Origin of the sequence: Pseudomonas sp. B26(2017), assembly GCF_002113045.1 — a bacterium.
In the GTDB taxonomy this organism is placed as follows: Bacteria; Pseudomonadota; Gammaproteobacteria; order Pseudomonadales; family Pseudomonadaceae; genus Aquipseudomonas.
Genome location: NZ_NEJJ01000011.1, coordinates 120,302 through 145,906, shown reverse-complemented (window position 1 = coordinate 145,906; position 25,605 = coordinate 120,302). Strand labels below are relative to the sequence as shown.

Below are 25,605 nucleotides of genomic sequence, written 5' to 3'. Positions count from 1 at the left end.
TCCGATGACGCCTTTCGGGGCTGACTGAATTCGGACGGATAACAAGATTCCATTAGCCACGCCCGCTGACACCGGGCCAACGAAGACCTTTGAACCATGGCCACTATCCACGTAGACGGCAAAGCGCTCGAAGTCGACGGGGCAGACAACCTGTTACAGGCATGTCTGTCGCTGGGCCTCGACATCCCTTATTTCTGCTGGCACCCCGCGCTTGGAAGCGTCGGGGCCTGCCGCCAGTGCGCGGTCAAGCAGTACACCGACGAGAACGACACCCGTGGTCGCATCGTCATGTCCTGCATGACCCCTGCCACCGACAACACATGGATCTCCATCGACGATGAAGAATCCAAGGCGTTCCGCGCCAGTGTCGTTGAATGGCTGATGACCAACCACCCGCACGACTGCCCTGTGTGCGAGGAAGGCGGTCACTGCCACCTGCAAGACATGACGGTGATGACCGGCCACAACGAGCGCCGTTATCGCTTCACCAAGCGCACCCACCAGAACCAGGATCTGGGCCCGTTCATTTCCCACGAAATGAACCGTTGCATCGCCTGCTACCGCTGTGTGCGTTTCTACAAGGACTACGCCGGCGGCACCGACCTCGGTGTGTACGGCGCCCACGACAACGTGTATTTCGGTCGCGTTGAAGACGGCACGCTGGAAAGCGAGTTCTCCGGCAACCTCACCGAGGTCTGCCCGACCGGTGTGTTCACCGACAAGACTCACTCCGAGCGCTACAACCGCAAGTGGGACATGCAGTTCTCGCCGAGCATCTGCCATGGCTGCTCGAGCGGTTGCAACATCTCCCCGGGCGAGCGTTACGGCGAACTGCGTCGCATCGAAAACCGTTACAACGGTTCGGTGAACCAGTACTTCCTGTGCGACCGTGGCCGTTTCGGTTATGGCTACGTCAACCGCACCGACCGTCCACGTCAGCCAATGCTGGCCGACGGCACCAAGCTTGGGCTGGATGCTGCGCTGGACAAAGCCGCCGACCTGCTGCGCGGTCGCAACATCGTCGGTATCGGTTCGCCGCGTGCCAGCCTCGAAAGCAACTACGCGTTGCGTGAACTGGTCGGCGCCGAGCACTTCTATTCCGGTATCGAAGCCTCCGAGCTGGAGCGCATCCGTCTGGTCCTGCAAGTGCTGAAAGACAGCCCGCTGCCCGTGCCAAACATGCGCGACATCGAAGACCACGACGCCGTGTTCGTCCTCGGTGAAGACCTGACCCAAACTGCCGCCCGCATGGCCCTGGCCCTGCGTCAGTCGGTCAAAGGCAAGGCCGAAGACATGGCCGAAGCCATGCGCGTCCAGCCTTGGCTCGACGCCGCGGTGAAGAACATCGGTCAGCACGAGCTGAACCCGCTGTTCATCGCCAGCCTGGCTGAAACCAAGCTCGACGACATCGCCGAAGAGTGTGTACACGCCGCTCCGGACGATCTGGCCCGCCTCGGTTTCGCCGTGGCTCACGCCCTGGACGCCAGCGCGCCTGCCGTTGAAGGTCTGGACGCCGAAGCCCTGGAACTGGCCAAGCGCATCGCCGACGCCCTGCTCGCTGCCAAGCGTCCGCTGATCATCGCCGGTACTTCGCTGGGCTCCAAAGCCCTGATCGAAGCTGCGGCGAACATCGCCAAGGCCCTGAAGCTGCGTGAGAAGAACGGTTCGATCAGCCTGATCGTGCCGGAAGCCAACAGCCTCGGCCTGGCCATGCTCGGTGGCGAATCGGTTGATGCCGCGCTGCAAGCTGTGATCGACGGCAAGGCCGACGCCATCGTCGTGCTGGAAAACGATCTGTACACCCGCACTGCCAAAGCCAAGGTCGATGCGGCACTCAACGCTGCGAAAGTAGTGATCGTTGCCGACCATCAGAAGACCGCCACCAGCGATCGCGCGCACCTGGTTCTGCCAGCCGCCAGCTTCGCTGAAGGCGACGGTACGCTGGTCAGCCAGGAAGGTCGCGCCCAGCGCTTCTTCCAGGTTTTCGACCCGCAATACATGGACGCGAGCATCCTGGTACACGAAGGCTGGCGCTGGCTGCACGCCCTGCGCTCGACGCTGCTGAACCAGCCGATCGACTGGACGCAACTCGACCACGTGACCGCTGCCGTCGCTTCGAGCACCGAGCAACTGGCGCGCATCGTCGATGCCGCTCCGTCCGCTGCGTTCCGCATCAAGGGTCTGAAACTGGCGCGTGAGCCGCTGCGTTATTCCGGTCGCACCGCAATGCGCGCCGACATTAGCGTTCACGAACCACGCACCCCGCAAGACAAGGACACCGCGTTCGCCTTCTCGATGGAAGGTTACTCGGGCTCCGCCGAACCGCGTCAGCAGGTTCCTTTTGCATGGTCGCCGGGCTGGAACTCGCCGCAAGCCTGGAACAAGTTCCAGGACGAAGTCGGTGGTCACCTGCGCGCTGGCGATCCGGGCACCCGCCTGATCGAAAGCACCGGTGATTCGCTGAACTGGTTCGCCGCTGCGCCACGTGCGTTCAATCCGGCGCCGGGCACCTGGCAAGCCGTGCCGTTCTTCCACCTGTTCGGCAGCGAAGAAACCTCTTCGAAGGCCGCTCCGGTTCAGGAACGCATTCCGGCGGCTTACGTTGCTCTGGCCAAGTCCGAAGCGGATCGCCTGGGCGTCAACGACGGCGCACTGCTGAGCCTCAATGTTGCCGGCCAGACCCTGCGTCTGCCGCTGCGCATCAATGAAGAGCTGGGCGCAGGTCTGGTGGCATTGCCTGCGGGCATCGCCGGCATTCCACCGGCATTCGCCGGCGTATCCGTTGATGGTCTGCAGGAGGCAGCGCAATGACCTGGTTCACCCCTGAAGTGATCGATGTGATCCTGACGGTCATCAAAGCCATCGTGATCCTGCTGGCCGTGGTGGTCGCAGGCGCGTTGCTCAGCTTTGTCGAGCGTCGCCTGCTGGGCTGGTGGCAGGACCGTTACGGTCCGAACCGTGTCGGCCCGTTCGGCATGTTCCAGATCGCAGCCGACATGCTGAAGATGTTCTTCAAGGAAGACTGGACCCCGCCGTTTGCCGACAAGGTGATCTTCACCCTGGCACCGGTGGTGGCCATGTCCGCCCTGCTGATCGCTTTCGCGATCATCCCGATCACCCCGACCTGGGGCGTGGCGGATCTGAACATCGGCCTGCTGTTCTTCTTCGCCATGGCCGGTCTTTCGGTCTACGCGGTGCTGTTCGCCGGCTGGTCGAGTAACAACAAGTTCGCCCTGCTCGGCAGCTTGCGTGCCTCGGCGCAGACCGTGTCCTACGAAGTGTTCATGGGCCTGGCCCTGATGGGCATCGTGGTGCAGGTCGGCTCGTTCAACATGCGCGACATCGTCGAGTACCAGGCGCAGAACCTGTGGTTCATCATTCCGCAGTTCTTCGGCTTCTGTACCTTCTTCATCGCTGGCGTGGCAGTGACTCACCGTCACCCGTTCGACCAGCCGGAAGCGGAACAGGAACTGGCCGACGGTTACCACATTGAATACGCCGGTATGAAATGGGGCATGTTCTTCGTCGGTGAATACATCGGCATCATCCTGATCTCGGCGCTGCTGGTCACCCTGTTCTTCGGTGGCTGGCACGGTCCGTTCGGCATCCTGCCGCAACTGTCCTTCGTCTGGTTCGCACTGAAGACTGCGTTCTTCATCATGCTGTTCATTCTGCTGCGCGCTTCCATCCCGCGTCCGCGTTATGACCAGGTGATGGATTTCAGCTGGAAATTCTGCCTGCCACTGACCCTGATCAATTTGCTGGTGACCGCTGCAATCGTGTTGTGGAACACGCCTGCGGTTGCGGTTCAGTGAGGATTTGACCCATGTTCAAATATATTGGCGACATCGTTAAGGGTACCGGTACCCAGTTGCGCAGCCTGGTCATGATCTTCGGCCATGGCTTTCGCAAGCGCGACACCCTGCAATACCCGGAAGAGCCGGTCTACCTGCCGCCACGCTACCGTGGCCGCATCGTCCTGACCCGCGACCCCGATGGCGAAGAACGCTGCGTAGCCTGCAACCTGTGCGCCGTGGCATGCCCGGTGGGTTGCATCTCGCTGCAGAAAGCTGAAACCGAAGACGGTCGCTGGTACCCGGACTTCTTCCGTATCAACTTCTCGCGCTGCATTTTCTGCGGTCTCTGCGAGGAAGCCTGCCCGACCACCGCGATCCAGTTGACCCCGGATTTCGAAATGGCCGAGTTCAAACGTCAGGACCTGGTGTACGAGAAAGAAGATCTGCTGATCTCCGGCCCCGGCAAAAACCCTGATTACAACTTCTATCGTGTTGCAGGTATGGCCGTTGCGGGCAAGCCGAAAGGCGCCGCACAAAACGAAGCCGAGCCGATCAACGTGAAGAGCTTGCTGCCTTAAGGAAGAACGATGGAATTCGCTTTCTATTTCGCATCGGGTATCGCTGTTGTGTCCACACTGCGTGTGGTCACCAACACCAATCCTGTGCACGCCCTGCTCTACCTGATCATTTCGCTGATCTCCGTGGCCATGACCTTCTTCGCCCTCGGCGCACCGTTCGCCGGCGTGCTGGAAGTGATCGCCTACGCCGGCGCCATCATGGTGCTGTTCGTGTTCGTGGTGATGATGCTGAACCTTGGCCCGGCCTCGGTTCAGCAGGAACGCACCTGGCTCAAGCCCGGCATCTGGGCAGGACCGGTGATTCTCGCCGCCCTGCTGCTGGCCGAACTGCTGTATGTGCTGTTCGCTCACCAGAGCGGTCAGGCCATCGGCCAAACCACCGTTGACGCGAAAGCCGTGGGCATCAGCCTGTTCGGTCCGTACCTGCTGGTGGTCGAACTCGCCTCGATGCTGCTGCTCGCTGCAGCCGTCACGGCGTTCCATTTGGGCCGTAATGAGGCTAAGGAGTAGAACATGCCTGTTATCCCTCTCGGTTCTATACCTATGGAGCATGGCCTGGCCGTTGCCGGCATCCTGTTCTGCCTTGGTCTGGTCGGCCTGATGGTCCGCCGCAACATTTTGTTCGTGTTGATGAGTCTGGAAGTGATGATGAACGCCTCTGCACTGGCCTTCATCGTCGCGGGCGCCCGTTGGGCGCAACCGGATGGACAGATCATGTTCATCCTGGTGATCAGCCTTGCAGCCGCCGAAGCCAGTATCGGCCTGGCGATCCTGCTGCAACTGTATCGCCGCTTCCACACGCTCGATATCGACGCTGCCAGTGAGATGCGCGGATGAACCTACTCTTTCTGACTTTCGTATTCCCTCTGATCGGGTTCCTGTTGCTGTCGTTCTCGCGCGGCCGCTTCTCGGAAAACCTGTCGGCGCTGATCGGTGTCGGCTCCATCGGCCTGTCTGCCATCGTCGCGGCTTACGTGATCTGGCAGTTCAACGTCGCTCCACCGGAAGGTGGCGTCTACACCCAGGTGCTGTGGCGCTGGATATCGGTGGAAGGTTTCCAGCCTGACTTTGCGCTGTACCTGGATGGTCTGTCCGTGACCATGCTCGGTGTGGTCGTCGGTGTCGGCTTCCTGATCCACCTGTTTGCCTCCTGGTACATGCGTGGCGAAGACGGTTACTCGCGCTTCTTCTCGTACACCAACCTGTTTATCGCCAGCATGCTGTTCCTGATCCTGGGCGATAACCTGCTGTTCATCTACTTCGGTTGGGAAGGCGTGGGCCTGTGCTCGTACCTGTTGATCGGTTTCTACTACAGCAACCGCAACAACGGTAACGCCGCACTCAAAGCCTTCATCGTCACCCGCATCGGCGACGTGTTCATGGCGATCGGCCTGTTCATCCTGTTCCAGCAACTGGGCACGCTGAACGTCCAGGAACTGCTGGTGAAGGCGCCTGAGCACTTCAAGGTCGGCGATTTCTGGATCGTGCTGGCGACCCTGATGCTGCTGGGTGGTGCAGTCGGTAAGTCGGCTCAACTGCCGCTGCAGACCTGGCTTGCGGACGCGATGGCCGGTCCTACCCCGGTTTCGGCACTGATCCACGCTGCAACCATGGTGACTGCGGGTGTCTACCTGATCGCCCGTACCCACGGTCTGTTCGCCCTGGCGCCGGATATCCTGCACCTGGTCGGCATCGTCGGTGGTGTGACCCTGGTACTGGCCGGTTTCGCCGCGCTGGTGCAAACCGACATCAAACGTATCCTCGCCTACTCGACCATGAGCCAGATCGGCTACATGTTCCTGGCGCTGGGCGTTGGCGCCTGGGAAGGCGCGATCTTCCACCTGATGACCCACGCCTTCTTCAAGGCCCTGCTGTTCCTTGCCTCCGGTGCGGTGATCGTTGCCTGCCACCACGAGCAGAACATCTTCAAGATGGGCGGCCTGTGGAAGAAACTGCCGCTGGCCTACGCCAGCTTCATCGTCGGTGGTGCCGCCCTGGCCGCCCTGCCGCTGGTGACCGCAGGTTTCTACTCCAAGGACGAAATCCTCTGGGAAGCGTTCGCCAGCGGCAACCACGGTCTGCTCTATGCAGGTCTGGTCGGCGCATTCATGACGTCGCTGTACACCTTCCGCCTGATCTTCATCGCGTTCCACGGTGAAGCCAAGACCGAAGCCCACGCCGGTCACGGCATCGCTCACTGGCTGCCGCTGTCGGTGCTGATCGTGCTGTCGACCTTCGTCGGCGCCATGATCGTTCCACCGCTGCACGGCGTACTGCCCGAGAGCGTTGGCCATGCCGGTGGCGAAGCCAAGCACAGCCTGGAAATCGCCTCGGGCGCCATCGCCCTGGCCGGTATCCTGCTGGCGGCCCTGCTGTTCCTTGGCAAGCGTCGCTTCGTGACCGCGATCGCCAACAGCGGCATCGGCCGTCTCCTTTCGGCCTGGTGGTTCGCTGCCTGGGGCTTCGACTGGATCTACGACAAACTGTTCGTCAAGCCGTACCTTGCGATCAGCCACATGCTGCGCAAAGACCCGCTCGACCAGACCATCGGTCTGATCCCGCGCATGGCCAAGGGTGGTCACACTGCCCTGAGCCGTACCGAAACCGGTCAACTGCGTTGGTACGCTGCTTCGATGGCTGCTGGTGCCGTGTTGGTCATCGGCGCTGTCGTGCTGGTAGCGGTCTGATATGAACCTTGCGAATTTGCGAAAGGAAACGAGCCCGTCATGATTCTGCCTTGGCTAATCCTGATCCCCTTCATCGGCGGCCTGCTGTGCTGGATGGGTGAGCGCTTCGGCGCTACCCTCCCCCGCTGGATTGCGCTGTTGACCATGACCCTGGAACTCGCCCTCGGCCTCTGGCTGTGGGCCCACGGTGACTATTCATTTGCTCCGGCGCCTGGCGCCGATCCGACCTGGGCGCTTGAGTTCAAGCACGTCTGGATCCAGCGCTTCGGCATCAACGTGCACCTGGCCCTCGACGGTCTGTCGCTGCTGATGATCCTGCTGACCGGTCTGCTGGGCATCCTGTCGGTACTCTGCTCGTGGAAAGAGATCCAGCGTCACGTTGGCTTCTTCCACCTGAACCTGATGTGGATCCTGGGCGGCGTCGTCGGCGTGTTCCTCGCCCTCGACCTGTTCATGTTCTTCTTCTTCTGGGAAATGATGCTGGTGCCGATGTACTTCCTCATCGCGCTCTGGGGTCACAGTTCTTCGGACGGCAAGAAAACCCGTATCTACGCCGCGACCAAGTTCTTCATCTTCACTCAGGCTTCCGGCCTGATCATGCTGGTGGCGATCCTGGGTCTGGTCCTGGTCAACTACAACAGCACCGGCGTGATCACCTTCAACTACGCCGATCTGTTGAAGACCAAGATGTCGATGACCACCGAGTACATCCTGATGCTCGGCTTCTTCATCGCCTTCGCGGTCAAGCTGCCAGTGGTTCCGTTCCACTCCTGGCTGCCTGACGCTCACGCCCAGGCACCGACTGCAGGTTCCGTCGACCTCGCCGGTATCCTGCTGAAAACCGCGGCCTACGGTCTGCTGCGTTTCGCCCTGCCGCTGTTCCCGAACGCCTCGGCCGAGTTCGCGCCGATCGCCATGACCCTCGGTCTGATCGGGATCTTCTATGGTGCTTTCCTCGCTTTCGCACAAACCGACATCAAGCGTCTGATCGCCTTTTCGTCCGTTTCCCACATGGGCTTCGTGCTGATCGGCATCTACTCCGGCAGCCAACTGGCGCTGCAAGGCGCCGTGGTCCAGATGCTGGCCCACGGTCTGTCGGCAGCCGCGCTGTTTATCCTCAGCGGTCAGCTGTACGAGCGCCTGCACACTCGCGACATGCGTGAGATGGGCGGTCTGTGGTCGCGTATCGCATACCTGCCGGCGATCAGCCTGTTCTTCGCAGCCGCTTCGCTGGGTCTGCCGGGCACCGGTAACTTCGTCGGCGAGTTCCTGATCCTGATCGGTACCTTCGCCAGCGCGCCATGGATCACCGCGATTGCCACCTCCGGTCTGGTGTTCGGTTCGGTCTACTCGCTGATCATGATCCACCGTGCCTACTTCGGTCCGTCCAAATCGGATTCGATCCTGCACGGCATGGACGCTCGCGAACTGATCATGGTGCTGGGCCTTGCGGTGCTGCTGGTCTACCTCGGCGTCTACCCGCAACCGTTCCTCGACACCTCTGCCGCCACGATGCATGGCGTGCAGCAGTGGCTCGGCACCGCCTTCACTCAACTCGCTTCGGCCCGGTAAGAGCGCTATGGAATTCACGATTCAACACTTTATTGCGCTAGCGCCACTGTTGATCACCAGCCTCACCATTATCGTGGTGATGCTGGCAATCGCCTGGCGCCGCAACCACTCGCAGACCTTCCTGATTTCGGTGGCGGGTCTGAACCTGGCCTTGCTGTCGATCCTGCCGGCCCTGAAAGTCGCGCCTCTGGCCGTGACTCCATTGCTGCAGATCGACACTTTTGCCTGCCTGTACATGGCGCTGATCCTAGTCGCCACCCTCGCTTGCGTCACCCTCGCCCACGCCTATCTCGGCGATGGCGGTTCGGGTTACCCGGGCAACCGTGAAGAACTGTACCTGCTGATCCTGATGGCCGCCGCCGGTGGTCTGGTTCTGGTCAGCGCGCAGCACCTGGCCGGCTTGTTCATCGGTCTGGAACTGCTGTCGGTGCCGGTCTACGGTCTGGTGGCCTACGCCTTCTTCAACAAGCGTTCGCTGGAAGCCGGCATCAAGTACATGGTGCTGTCGGCCGCCGGTTCCGCGTTCCTGCTGTTCGGTATGGCGCTGCTGTACGCCGACTCGGGTTCGCTGAGCTTCGTCGGCATCGGTCAGGCACTGGCCGCAACCGGCCTGCCAAGCTCGCTGGCGCAACTGGGCCTGGGCATGATGCTGATCGGTCTGGCGTTCAAACTGTCGCTGGTACCGTTCCACCTGTGGACGCCGGACGTGTACGAAGGTGCTCCGGCGCCGGTGGCCGCGTTCCTCGCCACCGCGTCGAAAGTGGCTGTGTTCGCGGTCATGGTTCGCCTGTTCCAGATCTCCCCTGCCGCAAGCAGTGGCGTACTGAGCAACGTGCTGACCATCATCGCCATCGCCTCGATCCTGTTCGGTAACCTGCTGGCCCTGACCCAGAGCAACCTCAAGCGTCTGCTCGGTTACTCCTCCATCGCGCACTTCGGCTACCTGCTGATCGCACTGGTGGCGAGCAAGGGTCTGGCGGTGGAAGCCATCGGCGTGTACCTGGTCACCTACGTGATCACCAGCCTCGGCGCGTTCGGCGTGATCACCCTGATGTCCTCGCCGTACAACGGCCGTGACGCAGATGCGCTGTACGAGTACCGCGGCCTGTTCTGGCGCCGTCCGTACCTGACCGCCGTACTGACCGTGATGATGCTGTCCCTGGCCGGTATCCCGCTGACCGCAGGCTTCATCGGCAAGTTCTACATCATCGCTACCGGTGTCGAGTCGCACCAATGGTGGCTGGTAGGTTCGCTGGTACTGGGCAGCGCAATCGGTGTGTTCTACTACCTGCGCGTGATGGTGACCCTGTACCTGATCGAACCGAACCTGCGCCGCCACGACGCCCAGCTGCACTGGGAACAGAAAGCAGGCGGCGTGATGCTGCTGGCGATCGCCGTTGTCGCGTTCTTCCTCGGCGTCTACCCGCAACCATTGCTGACGCTGGTTCAGCAATCGGGCCTGGCGGGCTGATCGCTCAGCGATAGTCGGCTACAAACGGAAACGGCACCTTCGGGTGCCGTTTCTGTTTTTGCGGGATTTCCATTTTCTACACCCTCCCCTTTCGGCGACCCTGCCGGCGGGCCCTTGCCCGTCGAACAATAAAACCCACGCCGAAGCACGTTCCCGTCTGCCGGACTCAGGAGCGATTAATGGTCAACAACACAAAAATATCGATGCCGCTCTGGTAGTGGTCGTCGGGACGTCCACGGTGACACCGGTGACGGCCGCAACGCTGTTTCCCGCGATGAACCGGGAACGGCACTGACCCCCAAGCCGATTTGTGCGGTTTTTTCTCAAACTCCATGGGAAAAATCGCCGCACAAGTGCTGCATACAGCCTCGTAAATCCTTCAGTAAGAATTTGCCTCCCCCCTGCGCTGAAACGTCTGACAGCGACAACAGATAGAACACCTGAGACAGCTGATTCCTTTCGCCGGGTTCGCCCGTTCCCACGCAGGGCTACCCCTCTCAGAAACACGTCCGCCCGGCGTCAATTCACGTTTTATCAGTACGTATTTCGACACCGCTGAAACCCGCTGCTGGAAACGTCTGGACATTTTTGACCCGCCCTCACCGCGCTTTTAGATTCGGCTCGTGCTTGCAACAGCACACTCCCCCAACAACTTAGGAGCGACATCATGGGCTATATGGGCAACTGGAATGCCAACCACATCGACGAACTTGAAGAGCAGGAAGCGCCCTCGGCAGAGCAGATCGAAGCACTGCAACTGACCGAGGAAGAACAGGCAGAGCTGAACGCCGAGTGACAGAACCTGCGAGGGCCTTGCGCCCTCGCAGGCTTTCCAGGAAGGGAATCATGGACAAGACAACGTTGGCCGAGCGTAAGCTCACGGCCGATCAGGCAGAACGGCGTATTCATACCGAACTTTCACGCCTGGGCCTCACGCCGCACACCCGCACCCTCGGCAGCAAAGTCGTTGCGGTTCACGCAAGTCTGCAGGGCAGAGACAACCGTCATGCCCGTGGCTGCGGCAAAGGCTATGCCGATCAGGCACACCTGGGCGCGCTTTATGAAGCGCTCGAACACTACTGGACCGATGAGCTCTGTACCTCCGATGTTCACCACGAGACAGAAGGTTATTTCAAAGATGCGCCGATGTTTGCCGATGACTCGCTTCTGCACAGGCTCACCTGCCAGCAAAACGTGCGCATCGCCTGCCGGACTTATGTCTGTCCGCCGTGGCATGACCGGTTTTCCTATCCGGTTGCGCTGACTTCGCCGAACGGTTCACGTTTGCCCTCGTCACCGGGCATGGCGGACTACCGCGCCGTGCGGCGCTACGCCAGCAACAGCGGCACCGCGATTGGCGCCACTTACAACGAAGCGATGCTGCACGCCGCCAACGAATGCATCGAGCGCGATGCCGTGTCGTTGTTTCTGCTCGATCATTTTTATTACCAGAACCATCCGCCGCTGCGACGGGTAGCGCGTCTCAATGAAAGCGACCCACTCGGACATCTGTGGGCCGATGCCGAACAGGAAATCGACGGCGAGATCGTCCTGGTGGATATCAGCACCGAATTCAAGGTACGGACCTTTCTGGCCTTCACGACCAGGCCGGGCGTTCACCCACAGGTGTTTGGCAGCGGCAGCTCTCTCGACCCGCGCCACGCGGCATGGCGGGCGCTCACTGAACTGGTGCAATTGCAACTGAATGCCGCCGAACCCGAATACTGCCAGACGCTGGCCAATGCGTTACGCAACCTGCGACCCTTCCCGCGCCTGCTGCGCTGCGCGCAGTTCGATACGCAGACGCTGCTGCATCGCTGCGTTCAACACGAGGTGAGACTGCCGGATTGCGCTAAAAACCTGTCAGTGGAAAACCAGCTGTACTTGCTGACTCAAGACCTGCGGATTCATGGCCGTACGCTGGGTGCAGCCGTCCTGCAACGAACCGAGCTCGACACCACCCTGCTCAACGTGGTGATCCCCGGCCTTGAGCGCTTCTTCGTGGTTTCCAGCGGCAACGTCGTCATCCCGCAAGCCCGGGGCCGTACGCTGGAGAGGCGAGCCCCATGAACCGACTCGATCGCACCCGGGAACTGACATTGGCCCGATCCATGCGCCTTCATCTCAACGAGAACGGCGCTGTTGGCCACTTCCTCGAACCGCGAGGCAGCGGACTGCATCAGGTTTTTTTCCTGCGGGTGAGCGATGAGCTCTGGGTCGGCCGCAAGCTCCTGCAACGTGACCGGCATTTTCGCTGGCAGGCCAGCAGCGTGCTCAAACCCGGCATGTTGTTTGGCCCGCATCTGCATTCATTGTGGGGGGATGACGGTTTGTCGATCGGCTATCGAACGGCCTCCCCCACGGAGAAAACGCAGGTCTTCGAACATGCATTGCATCAGGCTGACAGCGAGATCCTGGTTCCCTTTCCACTGCTGGATGAGGCGGGCCGGGAAGCGGTCTGCCCGGCAGAGTTCTGGCAAGGCAACGAATCACTGGCCGAACAGCTGAACACTGACGAGCACCACCTGCGCGAATACTGCGCCGGGCTGCTCCAGGCCATCACTGAAAAAGGCGCACTGGTTTACGACCCGGCTTGTTCAACGGGCGCGTTCATCGCCCATCTCGCCCGCGCCCTGCCCGATTGTCTTTGCCTGGGCAGTGACCGCTCGGCCTCGATGATCGAACATGCCAGGCGATGGCACAGCGGAACATCCGTCGAGTTCGACGTGCTGGAGGCGAGTGAGGCCTTCGATACCGGGATTCGCTGCGATGTCTTGATCCTGCGTTTCCTCAACGCCGAAGTCTTGACCCGCCGAGAGGCGCAAACCGCATTCGAGTCGCTGATCCGCTGCGTCAAGCCCGGCGGCACGATCCTCGTTTTCGGTCACACCCCGGTGCTGATCCCGGTCACCTGGCTTGCCTCCATCCACCACCTGAAACTTGAATCCAGCGTCGCGGCCCGGCCGGGGCAAGTCGAGCTGTTCCAGTTTTATCGTCTGACGGTTCACGCGTCATGACCTTTTCCCTGCACAGCCGAGGTTATTACCCGACTGGTGACGGACATCGGCTCTATTGGGAACGCCATGGTGTTCCGGGACACGAACCGGTGTTTTTCCTCCATGGCGGCCCCGGCGGACGTATCAGTCGTCACCATCTGCAGTTTTTCGACCTGGGCCGGTTCGACATCATCCTGTTTGACCAACGAGGTTGCGGGCGCTCGACGCCCTACGGCGAGCTGCAGTACAACACCACCGGGTTGTGTGTCGAAGACATCGATGCCCTGCGCCAGCATTTCGGCTTCGAAAGAATCAGTGTGTTGGGAGTGTCATGGGGCAGTTGGCTGGCGATTCAGTACCAGCAGCGTTACCCGCAGCACCTGCTGAAAACCACGCTGGTTTCGGTATTCGTGCCGTTTGCCGCCAATGTCCGGGCTTACGATCAGGCGCTCAATGACGGGCTGAGGCAATCGCCAGAATCATCGTCCGGCCAACGCGCCAGGGACATCTACCGGATACTCGGCGAAGGCCGCCCATCGCAGCAACACCGCGCCGCCATCGAATGGTTGAACGCTGTTCTACGTCGCACAGGGCAGACGATCTGCCCCGATACCCTGGAGCGCTTTGTCGATCAGGAAGCGGTGCTCGCCATCCGCCTCGAACTGCATTACCACCTGCAGAACTACGGCTTCACGCCAAAGGATGAAGATCTGACTCTCGATGACAACACCCAGCTGATCCAGGGCATTCGCGACACCCATGGCATGGCCAGCGTGCGCTGGCTCAGGCAACGCATGAACATCCACTGCCGACTGCTGCACACCGGGCACAACGCTTTTGAAAACGCCACACTCAAAGCGGTGCGCCGGGCGGTGAAACGTGAAATCGAAGGCTAAAAAAAACGGCACCCGAAGGTGCCGTTCCGTCCTGCAAAAGCGCTTACTTGCGTGCCGCCTCCCACGACTTGAGCAGTTCGTTGTAGCTCACGGTTTCGCCTTTTGGTTTCTCGTTGGCCAGTTTCGGTTTTGGTGCGCCCGGCTGGTCGAACCAGTATTGCGCGTCGCGCTCGGGGTTCATTTTCGGTGCGCACACCGCTTGGGCCTTGGAGCGTTCCAGGCGAGTCATGATCGCGTCCTGATCCTTGGCCAGACCGTCGAGGGCCTGTTGCGGGGTCTTCTCGCCGCTGGCGGCTTCGGCGATGTGGCTCCACCACAGTTGCGCCAGGCGTGGATAGTCCGGCACGTTGGTGCCGGTCGGCGTCCATTGCACCCGGGCCGGGCTGCGGTAGAACTCGACCAGACCACCGAGTTTCGGCGCCAGATCGGTCATCGCTTGCGAGTTGATGTCCGACTCGCGGATCGGCGTCAGGCCGACGATGGTTTTCTTCAGCGACACGGTTTTCGAGGTCACGAACTGCGCGTACAGCCAGGCTGCGAGTTTCTGCTTCTCAGGCGTGGATTTCATGAAGGTCCAGGAACCCACGTCCTGATAACCGAGTTTCATCCCCTCTTCCCAGTAAGGCCCGCGTGGCGACGGCGCCATGCGCCATTTCGGCGTGCCGTCGGCGTTGACCACCGGCAGGCCCGGTTTGGTCATGTCGGCGGTGAACGCGGTGTACCAGAAGATCTGCTGGGCGATGTTGCCCTGGGACGGCACCGGGCCGGACTCGGAGAACGTCATGCCCGCCGCTTCCGGTGGCGCGTACTTCTTCAGCCAATCGACATATTTGGTGGTGGCGAACACCGCGGCCGGGCCGTTGGTGTCGCCGCCGCGGGTCACGCTGGAACCGACCGGGTGGCAATCCTCGACACGAATCCCCCACTCGTCCACTGGCAAGCCGTTGGGAATGCCCTTGTCGCCGCCACCGGCCATGGAGAACCAGGCATCGGTGAAGCGCCAGCCCAGGGACGGATCTTTCTTGCCGTAGTCCATGTGTCCGTAAATGCGCTTGCCGTCGATTTCCTTGACGTCTTCGCTGAAGAACCTGGCGATGTCTTCATAGGCCGACCAGTTCACCGGCACGCCCAGTTCATAGCCGTACTTTTCCTTGAACTTGGCTTTCAGGTCGGGGCGTTCGAACCAGTCGGCGCGGAACCAGTACAGGTTGGCGAACTGCTGGTCGGGCAATTGGTAGATCTTGCCGTCCGGCGCGGTGGTAAAGGAGATGCCGATGAAGTCCTTGATGTCGAGGGTCGGCGAGGTGAAGTTCTTGCCTTCGTTGGCCATCAGGTCGGTGATCGACTCGGTCTTGCCGTAGCGAAAGTGCGTACCGATCAGGTCCGAGTCGTTGACCCAGCCGTCGTAGATGTTCTTGTCCGACTGCATGACGGTCTGCATTTTTTCCACGACGTCGCCTTCCTGCAACAGGTCGTGGGTCAGCTTGATGCCGGTGATTTCGCTGAAGGCCTTGGCCAGTACCTTGGATTCATATTCGTGGGTGGTCAGGGTTTCCGAGACGACCTTGATGTCCATCCCGCGAAACGGCTCGGCCGCCTTGATGAACCACTTCAGTTCTTCGAGCTGCTGCTCGGCTGTCAGGGTCGACGGCTTGAACTCGCTGCCGATCCATTTTTTTGCGGCATCTTCGTAGGCGTCGGCCCAGGCGGACGCGCTCAAACCGCTGAGTGCCAGCATGGCTGCCAATGAAATGCTATGTCGCAGCTTATTTTTCTTATCGAACATAGAGACCTCCTGTTAGGTTTTCGGAGCAAGATTGCCGAGCGATTCGACTAGCCCCAACGCATCACAGCCAACAGCCACACCAGGGACAACGCGGACGCTACCCAGATGCTCCAGTCGGTCACGCCGATTACCAGCAAATGCAGGTAGGCGCTGCCGAGAAGACCGATGAACAAGCGATCGCCACGGGTGGTGGCAATCGGCAGAAACCCTCGCCGCAAGATGCTCGGCGAGCGCAGTTCCCAGGTGGACATGCCCACCAGGATCAAACCAATCACGATGAAAAACGCCGCCGTCGGGACGGTCCAGCTCATCCATTCCATCATCAGTTCCTCAGACCCGGCCCAGGGCAAAGCCCTTGGCCACGTGGTTGCGAACGAACCAGATCACCAGCATGCCGGGGAGAATAGTCAACACCCCCGCCGCCGCCAGTACACCCCAGTCAATGCCGGACGCCGACACCGTGCGCGTCATCACCGCCGCGATCGGTTTGGCGTTGACCGAGGTCAGCGTGCGCGCCAGCAACAGTTCGACCCAGGAAAACATGAAGCAGAAAAACGCCGTCACACCGATGCCGGAGCCGATCAGCGGGATGAAGATCTTCACGAAGAACTTGGGAAAGCTGTAGCCGTCGATGTAGGCGGTTTCGTCTATTTCCTTCGGCACCCCGGACATGAAGCCTTCGAGGATCCACACCGCCAGCGGCACGTTGAACAGGCAGTGCGCCAGCGCCACGGCAATGTGGGTGTCGAACAGGCCGATCGACGAATACAGCTGGAAGAACGGCAGCAGGAACACCGCCGGTGGCGCCATGCGGTTGGTCAGCAGCCAGAAGAACAGGTGCTTGTCGCCGAGAAAGCGATAGCGCGAAAACGCATAGGCCGCCGGCAGTGCCACGGTCAGAGAAATGATCGTGTTCAGACTGACGTAGTACAGCGAGTTGATATACCCGGTGTACCAGCTCGGGTCGGTGAAGATCACCTTGTAGTTCGCCAGCGTGAAATCCTGTGGGAAAAGGGTCAGTCCGCCGAGGATTTCGGTGTTGCTCTTGAACGACATGTTCAGCAGCCAGTAGATCGGCACCAGCAGGAACAGGATGTAGAGCAGCAGGGGAATCAGCTTTCTTTTGCTCATGGCCGGGCCTCAGCGGTTGGCATCGTTGTGGGTCATGGCGGTGTAGAACAGCCAGGACACCAGCAGGATGATCAGGAAGTACACCAGCGAGAATGCCGCCGCCGGCCCCAGGTCGAATTGGCCTACGGCCATCTGGGTCAGGGTCTGACTCAGGAAGGTCGTCGAGTTACCCGGCCCGCCGCCGGTGAGCACGAACGGCTCGGTGTAGATCATGAAGCTGTCCATGAAGCGCAGCATCACCGCGATCAGCAGCACACTCTTCAACTTGGGCAACTGAATGTGCCGGAATACGGCCCAGGCCGAGGCCCGGTCGATACGCGCAGCCTGGTAGTACACATCGGGAATCGCCCGCAGCCCGGAGAAACACAACAGCGCCACCAGCGAAGTCCAGTGCCACACGTCCATCACCAGCACGGTGACCCAGGCGTCCATGGTGTTGGCCGCATAGTTATAGCTGATGCCCATGGCGTTGAGGCTCGACCCGAGCAGGCCGATGTCGGCGCGGCCGAAAATCTGCCAGATGGTGCCGACCACGTTCCACGGAATCAGCAGCGGAATCGCCAGCACGATCAGCACCACTGACGACCAGCGCCCCTTGGTCGGCATGGTCAGCGCGATGGCGATGCCGAGCGGGATTTCGATCAGCAGCACGCACGCCGAGTAGATGAACTGACGCAACAACGAATCGTGCAGACGCGGATCGAGCAGCACCTGCTTGTACCAGTCGGCGCCCACGAAGTAGCGGCTGGACTGGTCGAAGATGTCCTGCACCGAATAGTTGACCACGGTCATCATCGGAATGACGGCACTGAAGGCCACCAGCAGGAACACCGGCAACACCAGCCACCAGGCCTTGTTGTTTTGCACCTTGTTCATGGCTGTACCTCGCTGTCGGTGGCATCCAGCAGAAACTCGTCGGCATAGACCATCAGCCACTGCGCCGGAAAACTGATGTACGCCGTGCCCTGCGGCACCGGTTTGTCTTCGGCCAGACGCACCTTCAGCGGAGCGCCGTCCAGGTCCAGGGTCATGATCTTGTAGGTGCCGAGGTCTTCGACGTGTACGACCCGTGCCTGCATCGCGTCATCAAACGGCTCGTCCCACACATGGATGAACTCGGGGCGGATGCCGACCTTCAGATTTTTCCACTGGCCGTGTTCGATATGGCGCTGCAAGGCGTCGGACAACGGCAGATGGGTCGAGTTGAAACCGACCCCGCCCGGTTGCGGCTGTACCTCAATCAGATTCATCCCCGGGCTGCCGATGAAGTAGCCGACAAAGGTGTGGCTCGGCCGCTCGAACAATTCCCGTGGCGTACCGAACTGGACGATCTGGCCGCCGTACATCACCGCAATCTTGTCGGCGAAGGTCGACGCCTCCAGCTGATCGTGGGTGACGTAGACCATGGTGATGTTGAACTGTTCGTGGATCTGCTTGAGCTTGCGCCGCAGTTTCCATTTCAGGTGCGGGTCGATCACCGTCAGCGGCTCGTCGAAGAGGATCGCCGACACGTCGTCGCGCACCAGGCCACGGCCCATGGAGACTTTCTGTTTTTCGTCGGCGGTGAGGTTGCGCGCCTTTTTGCTCAACAGGTTTTGCAGATCGAGGACTTCGGCGATTTCCTGCACCTTGCTGTGTACTTTCGCCTCGGCCAGGCCCTGATTTCTCAAGGGAAAGGCCAGGTTGTCGAACACGGTCATGGTGTCGTACACCACCGGGAACTGAAAAACCTGAGCGATGTTGCGCTTCTCCGGGGTCAGGTCGTTGACCGCTTTGCCGTCGAACAACACATGCCCCTGGGACGGGCTGAGCAAACCGGAAATGATGTTGAGCAAGGTCGATTTGCCGCAGCCCGAAGGGCCGAGCAAGGCATACGCGCCGCCCTGCTCCCAGATGTGGTCCATCTCGCGGATCGCGTAGTCCTCGGGCCCGCTCGGGGTTTTGCTGTAGCTGTGGGCGAGGTGCTGCAAACGGATTTCGGCCATCAGGCAACCCTCGCGACACGCCGGCCCGGTGCCTGCACCAGCCGGCCCTGCGCATCGAACACAAACAGTTTATGGGTCGGGATATAGATGCGGATCGGCGCATCGACGTCGTATTCGTGAACACCCGGCAGATGCAGCACCAGCAGGAAATGCTCGTTGCGCACGTGCAGGAAGGTTTCCGAACCGCTGATCTCCGCCACCTCGACGGTCACTGCCAGTTCCAGGTCGTCATCGTTGCTCGGTACCAGCGAGATGTGGCTCGGGCGCACGCCAAAACGAAACTCGCCCTCGCCCACCGGCCGCAGATCGACGTTCAACGGAAAGTGTACGAAGTTGGCGAAGCTCACTTCGTTGCCGGCGATACGTCCCGGCATCAGGTTGATCGGTGGCTCGGAGAACAATTCGGCCGCCAGCACGGTTTTCGGCTGGTGATAGACCTCGGTCGAAGGGCCGCTCTGGATCACCCGACCTTCGTGAAGAATGGTAGTGGTGCCGCCCAGCGCCAGCGCTTCGTTGGGTTCGGTGGTGGCGTAGATGGCGATGGTATGGCGCGCCTTGAACAGCTCGCGCATCTCCTGGCGCAGCTCTTCGCGCAATTTGTAGTCGAGGTTGACCAGCGGCTCATCGAACAGGATCAGTTCGGCATCCTTGACCAGCGCTCGCGCCATGGCGGTGCGCTGCTGCTGGCCGCCGGACAGTTCCAGCGGATAGCGCTTCAGAAACTTCTCGATGCGCAGCATCTTCGCGGTTTCCTGCACCTTGCTCTGGATCTGCTCGTTGGAGATCCCGGCCTGGCGCAGCGGCGACGCGATGTTCTCGAACACCGTCATGGTCGGGTAATTGATGAACTGCTGATAGACCATCGACACGTTGCGCAAACGCACCGGGCGCTGAGTAACGTCGACGCCATTCATCAGGATGCGGCCGCTGTCGGGCTTGTCCAGACCGGCCATCAGGCGCATCAGACTGGTTTTGCCGGACAGCGTACGTCCGAGCAAAACGTTAAAGGATCCAGGTTCGAATTTCAGGCTCGCATCGTCGATCCAGGTCTGGCCCTCGACGGTACGGCTGACGTGCTCCAGGGTGAGTGACATTGCTCGGCCTTTTTATTATTGGAGTCAAGCGACCTGTCCTGTAGAGCGACATTCGTGCCAGAAACGGCAAGCTGTTGATTTACCGTCGAATTCGCTGCAAGCCACGCAAACCGTGGTTCGTAGCTGAACACAAATGAACAGTTACGAATGAACAATTGAACAGTCGGGCGATTGACAATGAACAATCGTGAACAACACTCTATGGATGCTTTTTGGCACGGATCCCGTGAGAGCGAACTTGCTCGCGATGGCGGTATGTCATTCACCGTTGATGTAACTGACACATCGCTATCGCGAGCAAGCTCGCTCCCACAGAGATCTCAATAACAATAATAAAAATGCTGTATTCAGAGGCTGACTGCCATGGCCGCACCTGCACCGCCGCTTACCCACGATGCGATCGTCCAGGACTCCTGGTCCCGTTGCCGTGCCTTCGGTCTCAATCATCAAAGCGCCCCGGCCTTCGATCAGCTGCCCGCCGCCGGCATCGCGCAGTTGCTCGACCGCCATCATTCGCTGGTGCAGACCACTCACCAGGAAGTGCTGCCGTATTACGAGAACATCCTGAGCAACTCCAACTGCCTGATCATGCTGGCCGACAATCAGGGCCAGGTTTTGACGTCCTGGGGCACCCAGCGCTTCATCGAGCCGAATCTGGCGCGGGGTTTTCAGGCCGGCGCCAGTTGGGTCGAGCGCGCCAGCGGCACCAACGCCATCGGCACGGCGCTGGCCTGTGAGCAGGCGGTGCACATCGAACACGATGAACACTTTCTCAAGGCCAACCGTTTCATGACCGGTTCCGCTGCACCGATTTTCGATGCCGAGCGCAAGGTCATCGCCGTGCTCGACGTATCCAGCGACAGCTACCTGCCGCCCTCGCACACCCTCGGCATGGTCAAGATGATGAGCCAGACGGTGGAGAACCGACTGATCCTCAACCTGTTCCACGGCCAGCACTTTCAACTGACATTCAACACCGGGTTGAACAACCTCGACAGCCAGTGGGCCGGGCTGCTGATCTTTGATGAGAGCGGTCAGGTGCTGTCGGCCAACCGTCGGGCCGACAATCTGTTGGGTGTGCGGTTATCCCGGGTCAGCGTTGAAAGCCTGTTCAAGGTGTCGTTGCTGGAGTTGATCAATCAGCCGGACGGATTGCCGTTTGCCTTGCAGACCTCGGGGCGCAATCGTTTCCAGTGTTTGTTGAAACGGCCTAAACAGGTGCCGATTCAGGCGCGGGTCTTCAATGAAACCAGAACCGCCGAAACCAGAACCGCCGAACCGAAAGTCGCCGTACCGACGGCGATCAGCCTGAGCACTTTGCATTTCGGCGACAGCCGCGTGGAAAAAGCCGTGCGACAGGCCGAACGCCTGCTGGAAAAGGACATCCCGCTGCTGATTCACGGCGAAACCGGGGTTGGCAAGGAAGTTTTCGTCAAAGCCCTGCATCAGGCCAGCTCACGCTGCAAACAGGCGTTCATCGCCGTCAACTGCGCGGCGATCCCCGCCGAACTGGTGGAGTCAGAGCTGTTCGGCTACGAGAAAGGCGCGTTCACCGGCGCCAACCAGAAAGGCAGCATCGGGCTGATCCGCAAGGCCGACAAAGGCACGCTGTTTCTCGATGAAATTGGCGACATGCCCCTGCCAACCCAGGCAAGGCTGTTGCGGGTGTTGCAGGAGCGCTGCGTGCAACCGGTGGGCAGCAGCGAGCTGTTTCCTGTGGATCTGCGGATCATCTCCGCCACCAACCGTTCGCTCAGGGAACAGGTGCAACTGGGGCGCTTTCGCGAAGACTTGTACTACCGCATTGGCGGTTTGACTCTGGAGTTGCCACCGCTACGCGAGCGCAGCGACAAGCAGGCGCTGTTCAAACGGCTGTGGGAACAGCATCGCGAGCCGACGCAGTGGGCGGGATTGAGTCGTGAAGTGCTGGAACTGTTCGAACGGCACCCGTGGCCGGGCAATCTGCGTCAGGTCAGCAGCGTGATGCAGGTGGCGCTGGCGATGGCCGAGGAACAACCGATTCGACCCGAGCATCTGCCGGACGATTTTTTCGTCGATCTGGAGATGGAGCCGGTAGAGGTGGCCGAGCCGTTGGGCATTGATCTGAACGATGCCGAGGCGTTGAACCGGGAGTTGCAGTTGGCCGGGGGCAATATTTCCCATCTGGCGCGACGGTTGGGGGTGAGCCGCAACACGCTGTACAAGCGATTGCGGCAGCTTGAAAACTGAGCGCCCCACGTGATCGTTCCCATGCTCTGCGTAGGAACGATCACGCCGTCAGAAAAACAAAAACCCGCACAAGGCGGGTTTTGTTTGTAACAGGCGCAGCAATCAGTCAGCCAGACGCCAGGTCGTGCCGCCCTTGCCGTCTTCCAGCACCACGCCCATGGCGGTGAGCTGGTCACGGATGCGGTCGGATTCAGCCCAGTCCTTGCCGGCACGTGCCGCCAGACGCGCAGCGATCAGCGCCTCGACTTCAGCTGCATCGACACGCCCTTCGGCGCCGGCCTGCAGGAAGTCATCGGCCTCGAGCTGCAACACACCGAGCACGCTGGCCAGTTCTTTCAGACGCGCCGCCAGACCGGCCGCGGCATCGAGATCGCTCTCGCGCAGACGGTTGATCTCACGGACCATCTCGAACAGCACCGCGCAGGCTTCCGGCGTGCCGAAGTCGTCGTTCATCACCGTGGTGAAACGCTCGACGAACGCTTCGCCGCCAGCCGGCGCCACGTTCGGCAGGCCTTTCAACGCGTGGTAGAAACGCTCCAGTGCGCCCTTGGCGTCCTTGAGGTTGTCTTCCGAGTAGTTGATCGCGCTGCGGTAGTGGCTCGACACCAGCAGATAACGCACGACTTCCGGGTGGTACTTGTCGAGTACGTCGCGAATGGTGAAGAAGTTGTTCAACGACTTGGACATCTTCTCGCCATTGATACGGATCATGCCGCAATGCATCCACGCGTTGGCGTAGGTCTTGCCGGTGGCCGCTTCGCTCTGGGCGATTTCGTTTTCGTGGTGCGGAAATTCGAGGTCGCTGCCGCCGCCATGAATGTCGAAAGTCTCACCGAGGCAGCAGGTGGACATCACCGAGCACTCGATGTGCCAGCCCGGACGCCCGGCGCCCCACGGCGACTCCCAGCTCGGCTCGCCCGGCTTGACGCCTTTCCACAGCACGAAGTCCAGCGGATCTTCCTTGGCTTCGTCGACTTCAATCCGCGCACCGATGCGCAGGTCTTCGATCTTCTTGCGCGAAAGCTTGCCGTAGCCCATGAACTTGCCGACGCGGTAGTACACGTCGCCATTGCCCGGGGCGTAGGCGAAGCCCTTGTCGATCAGGGTCTGGATCATCGCGTGCATGCCAGGGATGTGATCCGTGGCGCGCGGTTCCATGTCCGGCTTCTGGATGTTCAGGCGCGCTTCGTCTTCGTGCATCGCCGCGATCATGCGTTCGGTCAACGCTTCGAACGACTCGCCGTTCTCGTTGGCCCGGTTGATGATCTTGTCGTCGATGTCGGTGATGTTGCGCACGTAGGTCAGGTCATAACCGCTGAACCGCAACCAACGGGTCACCAGATCGAACGCGACCATGCTGCGGCCGTGGCCCAGGTGGCAGTAGTCGTACACGGTCATCCCGCAGACGTACATGCGCACCTTGTTGCCATCCAGCGGCTTGAAGACTTCTTTGCTCTTGGTGAGCGTGTTGTAGATCGTAAGCACGGTGTTTCCTTAAGACTTGATCACTGGCCCCACGAATCACGCAGGGTCACGGTACGGTTGAATACCGGCTGACCGGGTTTCGAGTCCTTGATATCCGCGACGAAGTAGCCTTCACGCTCGAACTGGAAACGGTCTTCCGGCTGCGCATTGCCCAGCGAAGGCTCAGCACGACAACCGGTCAGCACTTGCAGTGAGTCAGGGTTGATGTTGTCCAGGAAACTCGCGCTGTCTTCGGCCTTCTCCGGGTTCGGAGAACGGAACAGGCGATCGTAGAGACGCACTTCGCACTCGATGCTGGCAGCGGCCGGCACCCAGTGGATCACGCCCTTGACCTTGCGGCCTTCAGGGTTCTTGCCCAGGGTGTCCGGATCGTACGAGCAACGCAGTTCGACGATGTTGCCTTCGGCGTCCTTGATCGCTTCGTCGGCACGGATCACGTAGCTGCCGCGCAGACGCACTTCGCCGTTCGGCTCCAGGCGCTTGTAGCCTTTTGGTGGCTCTTCCATGAAGTCATCGCGGTCGATGTAGATTTCACGGGCGAACGGCAGCTGGCGCACGCCGAGTTCTTCTTTCTGCGGATGACGCGGCAGTTCGAGGTTCTCGACCTGGTCTTGCGGATAGTTGGTGATCACGACTTTCAACGGACGCAGCACGCACATGGCGCGCGGGGCGTTCGCGTCCAGGTCCTGACGGATGCTGAACTCGAGCATGCCGAAGTCGACCACGCCGTCGGAACGGTTGGTGCCGATCATCTCGCAGAAGTTGCGGATCGACGCCGGGGTGTAGCCACGGCGGCGGAAGCCCGACAGCGTCGACATGCGCGGATCGTCCCAGCCGTTGACGTGCTTCTCGTCAACCAGTTGCTTGAGCTTGCGCTTGCTGGTGATGGTGTAGTTGAGGTTCAGACGGCTGAACTCATACTGACGCGGGTGCGCCGGCACTGGCAGTGCGTCGAGGAACCACTCGTACAGCGGACGATGGCTTTCGAACTCCAGGGTGCAGATCGAGTGAGTGATGCCTTCGATGGCGTCCGACTGACCGTGGGTGAAGTCGTAGTTCGGGTAGATGCACCACTTGTCACCGGTCTGGTGGTGATGGGCGTGGCGGATGCGGTACATGATCGGGTCGCGCAGGTTCATGTTCGGCGAGGCCATGTCGATCTTGGCGCGCAGCACGCGGGCACCGTCCGGGAACTCGCCGGCACGCATGCGGGCGAACCAGTCCAGGTTCTCTTCCACCGAACGGTCGCGGAACGGGCTGTTCTTGCCAGGTTCGGTCAGGCTGCCGCGGTATTCCCTGGCCTGCTCAGGTGTCAGGTCGTCGACGTAGGCCTTGCCGGCCTTGATCAGCTCGACGGCCCAGTCGTGCAGCTGGTCGAAGTATTGCGAGGCATAGCGCACTTCGCCGGACCATTCGAAGCCCAGCCATTTGACGTCGCTTTCGATCGCGTCGATGTATTCCTGGTCTTCCTTGGCCGGGTTGGTGTCGTCGAAACGCAGGTGAGTGACGCCGCCGAACTCCTGGGCCAGGCCGAAGTTCACACAGATCGACTTGGCGTGACCGATGTGCAGGTAACCGTTGGGCTCAGGCGGGAAACGGGTGACGATCTGCGTGTGCTTACCCGAGTCCAGGTCCGCCTGGATGATCGGGCGCAGGAAATTGACCGGCGTAACGGGGCCGGTCTTGGAATTCGAGGTAGGGTCGACAGTGGGCTTGCTCATAGGATCCTTGAACGTACAGTGCGCGGCCGGGACACGGGCCTGACAAAACAAAGCCGCTATCATAGCCGATGCTGTCAAGCCCCTGACAGAGCGGGGCTTAAAAGGAATGCATTTAATCGCCGGGTTTTGAAAAACAGCCTCGAAATTCGCGCCTGTCACGCTAAACTGCGCACCTTG

Annotated in this window: 21 protein-coding genes; 13 read left to right on the top strand and 8 right to left on the bottom strand. The window is 60.6% G+C overall.

Features of this window, described 5'->3' with window-relative positions:
- Positions 1-96 precede the first annotated feature (96 nt).
- The 12 genes from nuoG to CAF79_RS17765 all read left to right on the top strand — a co-directional run bounded on the left by nuoG (position 97) and on the right by CAF79_RS17765 (position 13,997).
- A complete protein-coding gene (gene nuoG / locus CAF79_RS17815; protein WP_085699103.1) occupies positions 97-2,811 on the top strand; it encodes an NADH-quinone oxidoreductase subunit NuoG in 2,715 nt (904 codons plus the stop codon).
- Positions 2,808-3,815, top strand: coding sequence for an NADH-quinone oxidoreductase subunit NuoH (nuoH, locus tag CAF79_RS17810; protein ID WP_007951460.1), 1,008 nt, complete (start codon positions 2,808-2,810; stop codon positions 3,813-3,815). The genes nuoG and nuoH overlap by 4 nt, the downstream gene beginning before the upstream one ends.
- Before the next feature lie 11 nt (positions 3,816-3,826).
- Positions 3,827-4,375, top strand: coding sequence for an NADH-quinone oxidoreductase subunit NuoI (gene nuoI, locus CAF79_RS17805; protein WP_085690002.1), 549 nt, complete (start codon positions 3,827-3,829; stop codon positions 4,373-4,375).
- 9 nt (positions 4,376-4,384) lie between these two features.
- Entirely contained in the window at positions 4,385-4,885 is a 501-nt protein-coding gene (nuoJ, locus tag CAF79_RS17800; protein ID WP_085690004.1) for an NADH-quinone oxidoreductase subunit J, read from the top strand.
- A gap of 3 nt (positions 4,886-4,888) precedes the next feature.
- The gene (nuoK, locus tag CAF79_RS17795; protein ID WP_085699101.1) at positions 4,889-5,212 is read left to right on the top strand and encodes an NADH-quinone oxidoreductase subunit NuoK; all 324 of its coding nucleotides are present in this window, start codon (positions 4,889-4,891) and stop codon (positions 5,210-5,212) included.
- Positions 5,209-7,062 (top strand): NADH-quinone oxidoreductase subunit L, encoded by a 1,854-nt coding sequence (gene nuoL, locus CAF79_RS17790; protein WP_085699099.1) that lies wholly within the window; start codon positions 5,209-5,211, stop codon positions 7,060-7,062. Before nuoK ends, nuoL begins: the two co-directional genes overlap by 4 nt.
- Positions 7,063-7,101: 39 nt before the next feature.
- The gene (gene nuoM / locus CAF79_RS17785) at positions 7,102-8,634 is read left to right on the top strand and encodes an NADH-quinone oxidoreductase subunit M (RefSeq protein WP_085699097.1); all 1,533 of its coding nucleotides are present in this window, start codon (positions 7,102-7,104) and stop codon (positions 8,632-8,634) included.
- Positions 8,635-8,641: 7 nt separating this feature from the next.
- Positions 8,642-10,105 carry an NADH-quinone oxidoreductase subunit NuoN gene (gene nuoN / locus CAF79_RS17780; protein ID WP_011334964.1) on the top strand — a complete coding sequence of 488 codons (1,464 nt, stop codon included), beginning with the start codon at positions 8,642-8,644 and terminating at the stop codon, positions 10,103-10,105.
- A gap of 667 nt (positions 10,106-10,772) precedes the next feature.
- Positions 10,773-10,901: a hypothetical protein gene (locus CAF79_RS29490; RefSeq protein WP_256574697.1), complete on the top strand. Its 129-nt coding sequence runs from the start codon at positions 10,773-10,775 to the stop codon at positions 10,899-10,901.
- Between the two features lie 50 nt (positions 10,902-10,951).
- Positions 10,952-12,175, top strand: a complete 1,224-nt coding sequence (locus CAF79_RS17775) for a YcaO-like family protein (RefSeq protein WP_085699095.1) — start codon at positions 10,952-10,954, stop codon at positions 12,173-12,175.
- Entirely contained in the window at positions 12,172-13,122 is a 951-nt protein-coding gene (locus tag CAF79_RS17770) for a trans-aconitate 2-methyltransferase (protein ID WP_085699093.1), read from the top strand. Before CAF79_RS17775 ends, CAF79_RS17770 begins: the two co-directional genes overlap by 4 nt.
- Positions 13,119-13,997, top strand: coding sequence for an alpha/beta fold hydrolase (locus tag CAF79_RS17765; RefSeq protein WP_085699091.1), 879 nt, complete (start codon positions 13,119-13,121; stop codon positions 13,995-13,997). Before CAF79_RS17770 ends, CAF79_RS17765 begins: the two co-directional genes overlap by 4 nt.
- A 43-nt stretch (positions 13,998-14,040) precedes the next feature.
- On the opposite strand, the gene CAF79_RS17760 is transcribed toward CAF79_RS17765, so the two are convergent.
- From CAF79_RS17760 to CAF79_RS17735, 6 genes are read right to left on the bottom strand one after another with little or no spacing between them, the layout of a single operon-like run.
- A complete protein-coding gene (locus CAF79_RS17760; RefSeq protein ID WP_085699089.1) occupies positions 14,041-15,783 on the bottom strand; it encodes an ABC transporter substrate-binding protein in 1,743 nt (580 codons plus the stop codon).
- A 47-nt stretch (positions 15,784-15,830) separates the two neighbouring features.
- Positions 15,831-16,103 carry a DUF2160 domain-containing protein gene (locus CAF79_RS17755; RefSeq protein WP_085699087.1) on the bottom strand — a complete coding sequence of 91 codons (273 nt, stop codon included), beginning with the start codon at positions 16,101-16,103 and terminating at the stop codon, positions 15,831-15,833.
- Between the two features lie 10 nt (positions 16,104-16,113).
- The gene (locus CAF79_RS17750; RefSeq protein WP_007951486.1) at positions 16,114-16,914 is read right to left on the bottom strand and encodes a carbohydrate ABC transporter permease; all 801 of its coding nucleotides are present in this window, start codon (positions 16,912-16,914) and stop codon (positions 16,114-16,116) included.
- Between the two features lie 9 nt (positions 16,915-16,923).
- A complete protein-coding gene (locus CAF79_RS17745) occupies positions 16,924-17,790 on the bottom strand; it encodes a carbohydrate ABC transporter permease (protein WP_007951487.1) in 867 nt (288 codons plus the stop codon).
- Positions 17,787-18,899 carry an ABC transporter ATP-binding protein gene (locus tag CAF79_RS17740; protein ID WP_085699085.1) on the bottom strand — a complete coding sequence of 371 codons (1,113 nt, stop codon included), beginning with the start codon at positions 18,897-18,899 and terminating at the stop codon, positions 17,787-17,789. The genes CAF79_RS17745 and CAF79_RS17740 overlap by 4 nt, the downstream gene beginning before the upstream one ends.
- Positions 18,899-19,993: an ABC transporter ATP-binding protein gene (locus tag CAF79_RS17735; protein ID WP_085690014.1), complete on the bottom strand. Its 1,095-nt coding sequence runs from the start codon at positions 19,991-19,993 to the stop codon at positions 18,899-18,901. Before CAF79_RS17735 ends, CAF79_RS17740 begins: the two co-directional genes overlap by 1 nt.
- Positions 19,994-20,356: 363 nt before the next feature.
- Between CAF79_RS17735 and CAF79_RS17730 the strand changes: the two genes are divergently transcribed.
- On the top strand, positions 20,357-22,222 hold the full coding sequence (locus CAF79_RS17730) for a sigma-54-dependent Fis family transcriptional regulator (protein ID WP_085699083.1): 1,866 nt from the start codon (positions 20,357-20,359) through the stop codon (positions 22,220-22,222).
- 102 nt (positions 22,223-22,324) lie between these two features.
- On the opposite strand, the gene cysS is transcribed toward CAF79_RS17730, so the two are convergent.
- Both cysS and CAF79_RS17720 read right to left on the bottom strand, forming a co-directional pair.
- Positions 22,325-23,707: a cysteine--tRNA ligase gene (gene cysS, locus CAF79_RS17725; RefSeq protein WP_085699081.1), complete on the bottom strand. Its 1,383-nt coding sequence runs from the start codon at positions 23,705-23,707 to the stop codon at positions 22,325-22,327.
- Between the two features lie 20 nt (positions 23,708-23,727).
- Positions 23,728-25,428 carry a glutamine--tRNA ligase/YqeY domain fusion protein gene (locus CAF79_RS17720; RefSeq protein WP_085699079.1) on the bottom strand — a complete coding sequence of 567 codons (1,701 nt, stop codon included), beginning with the start codon at positions 25,426-25,428 and terminating at the stop codon, positions 23,728-23,730.
- Between the last annotated feature and the right edge of the window lie 177 nt (positions 25,429-25,605).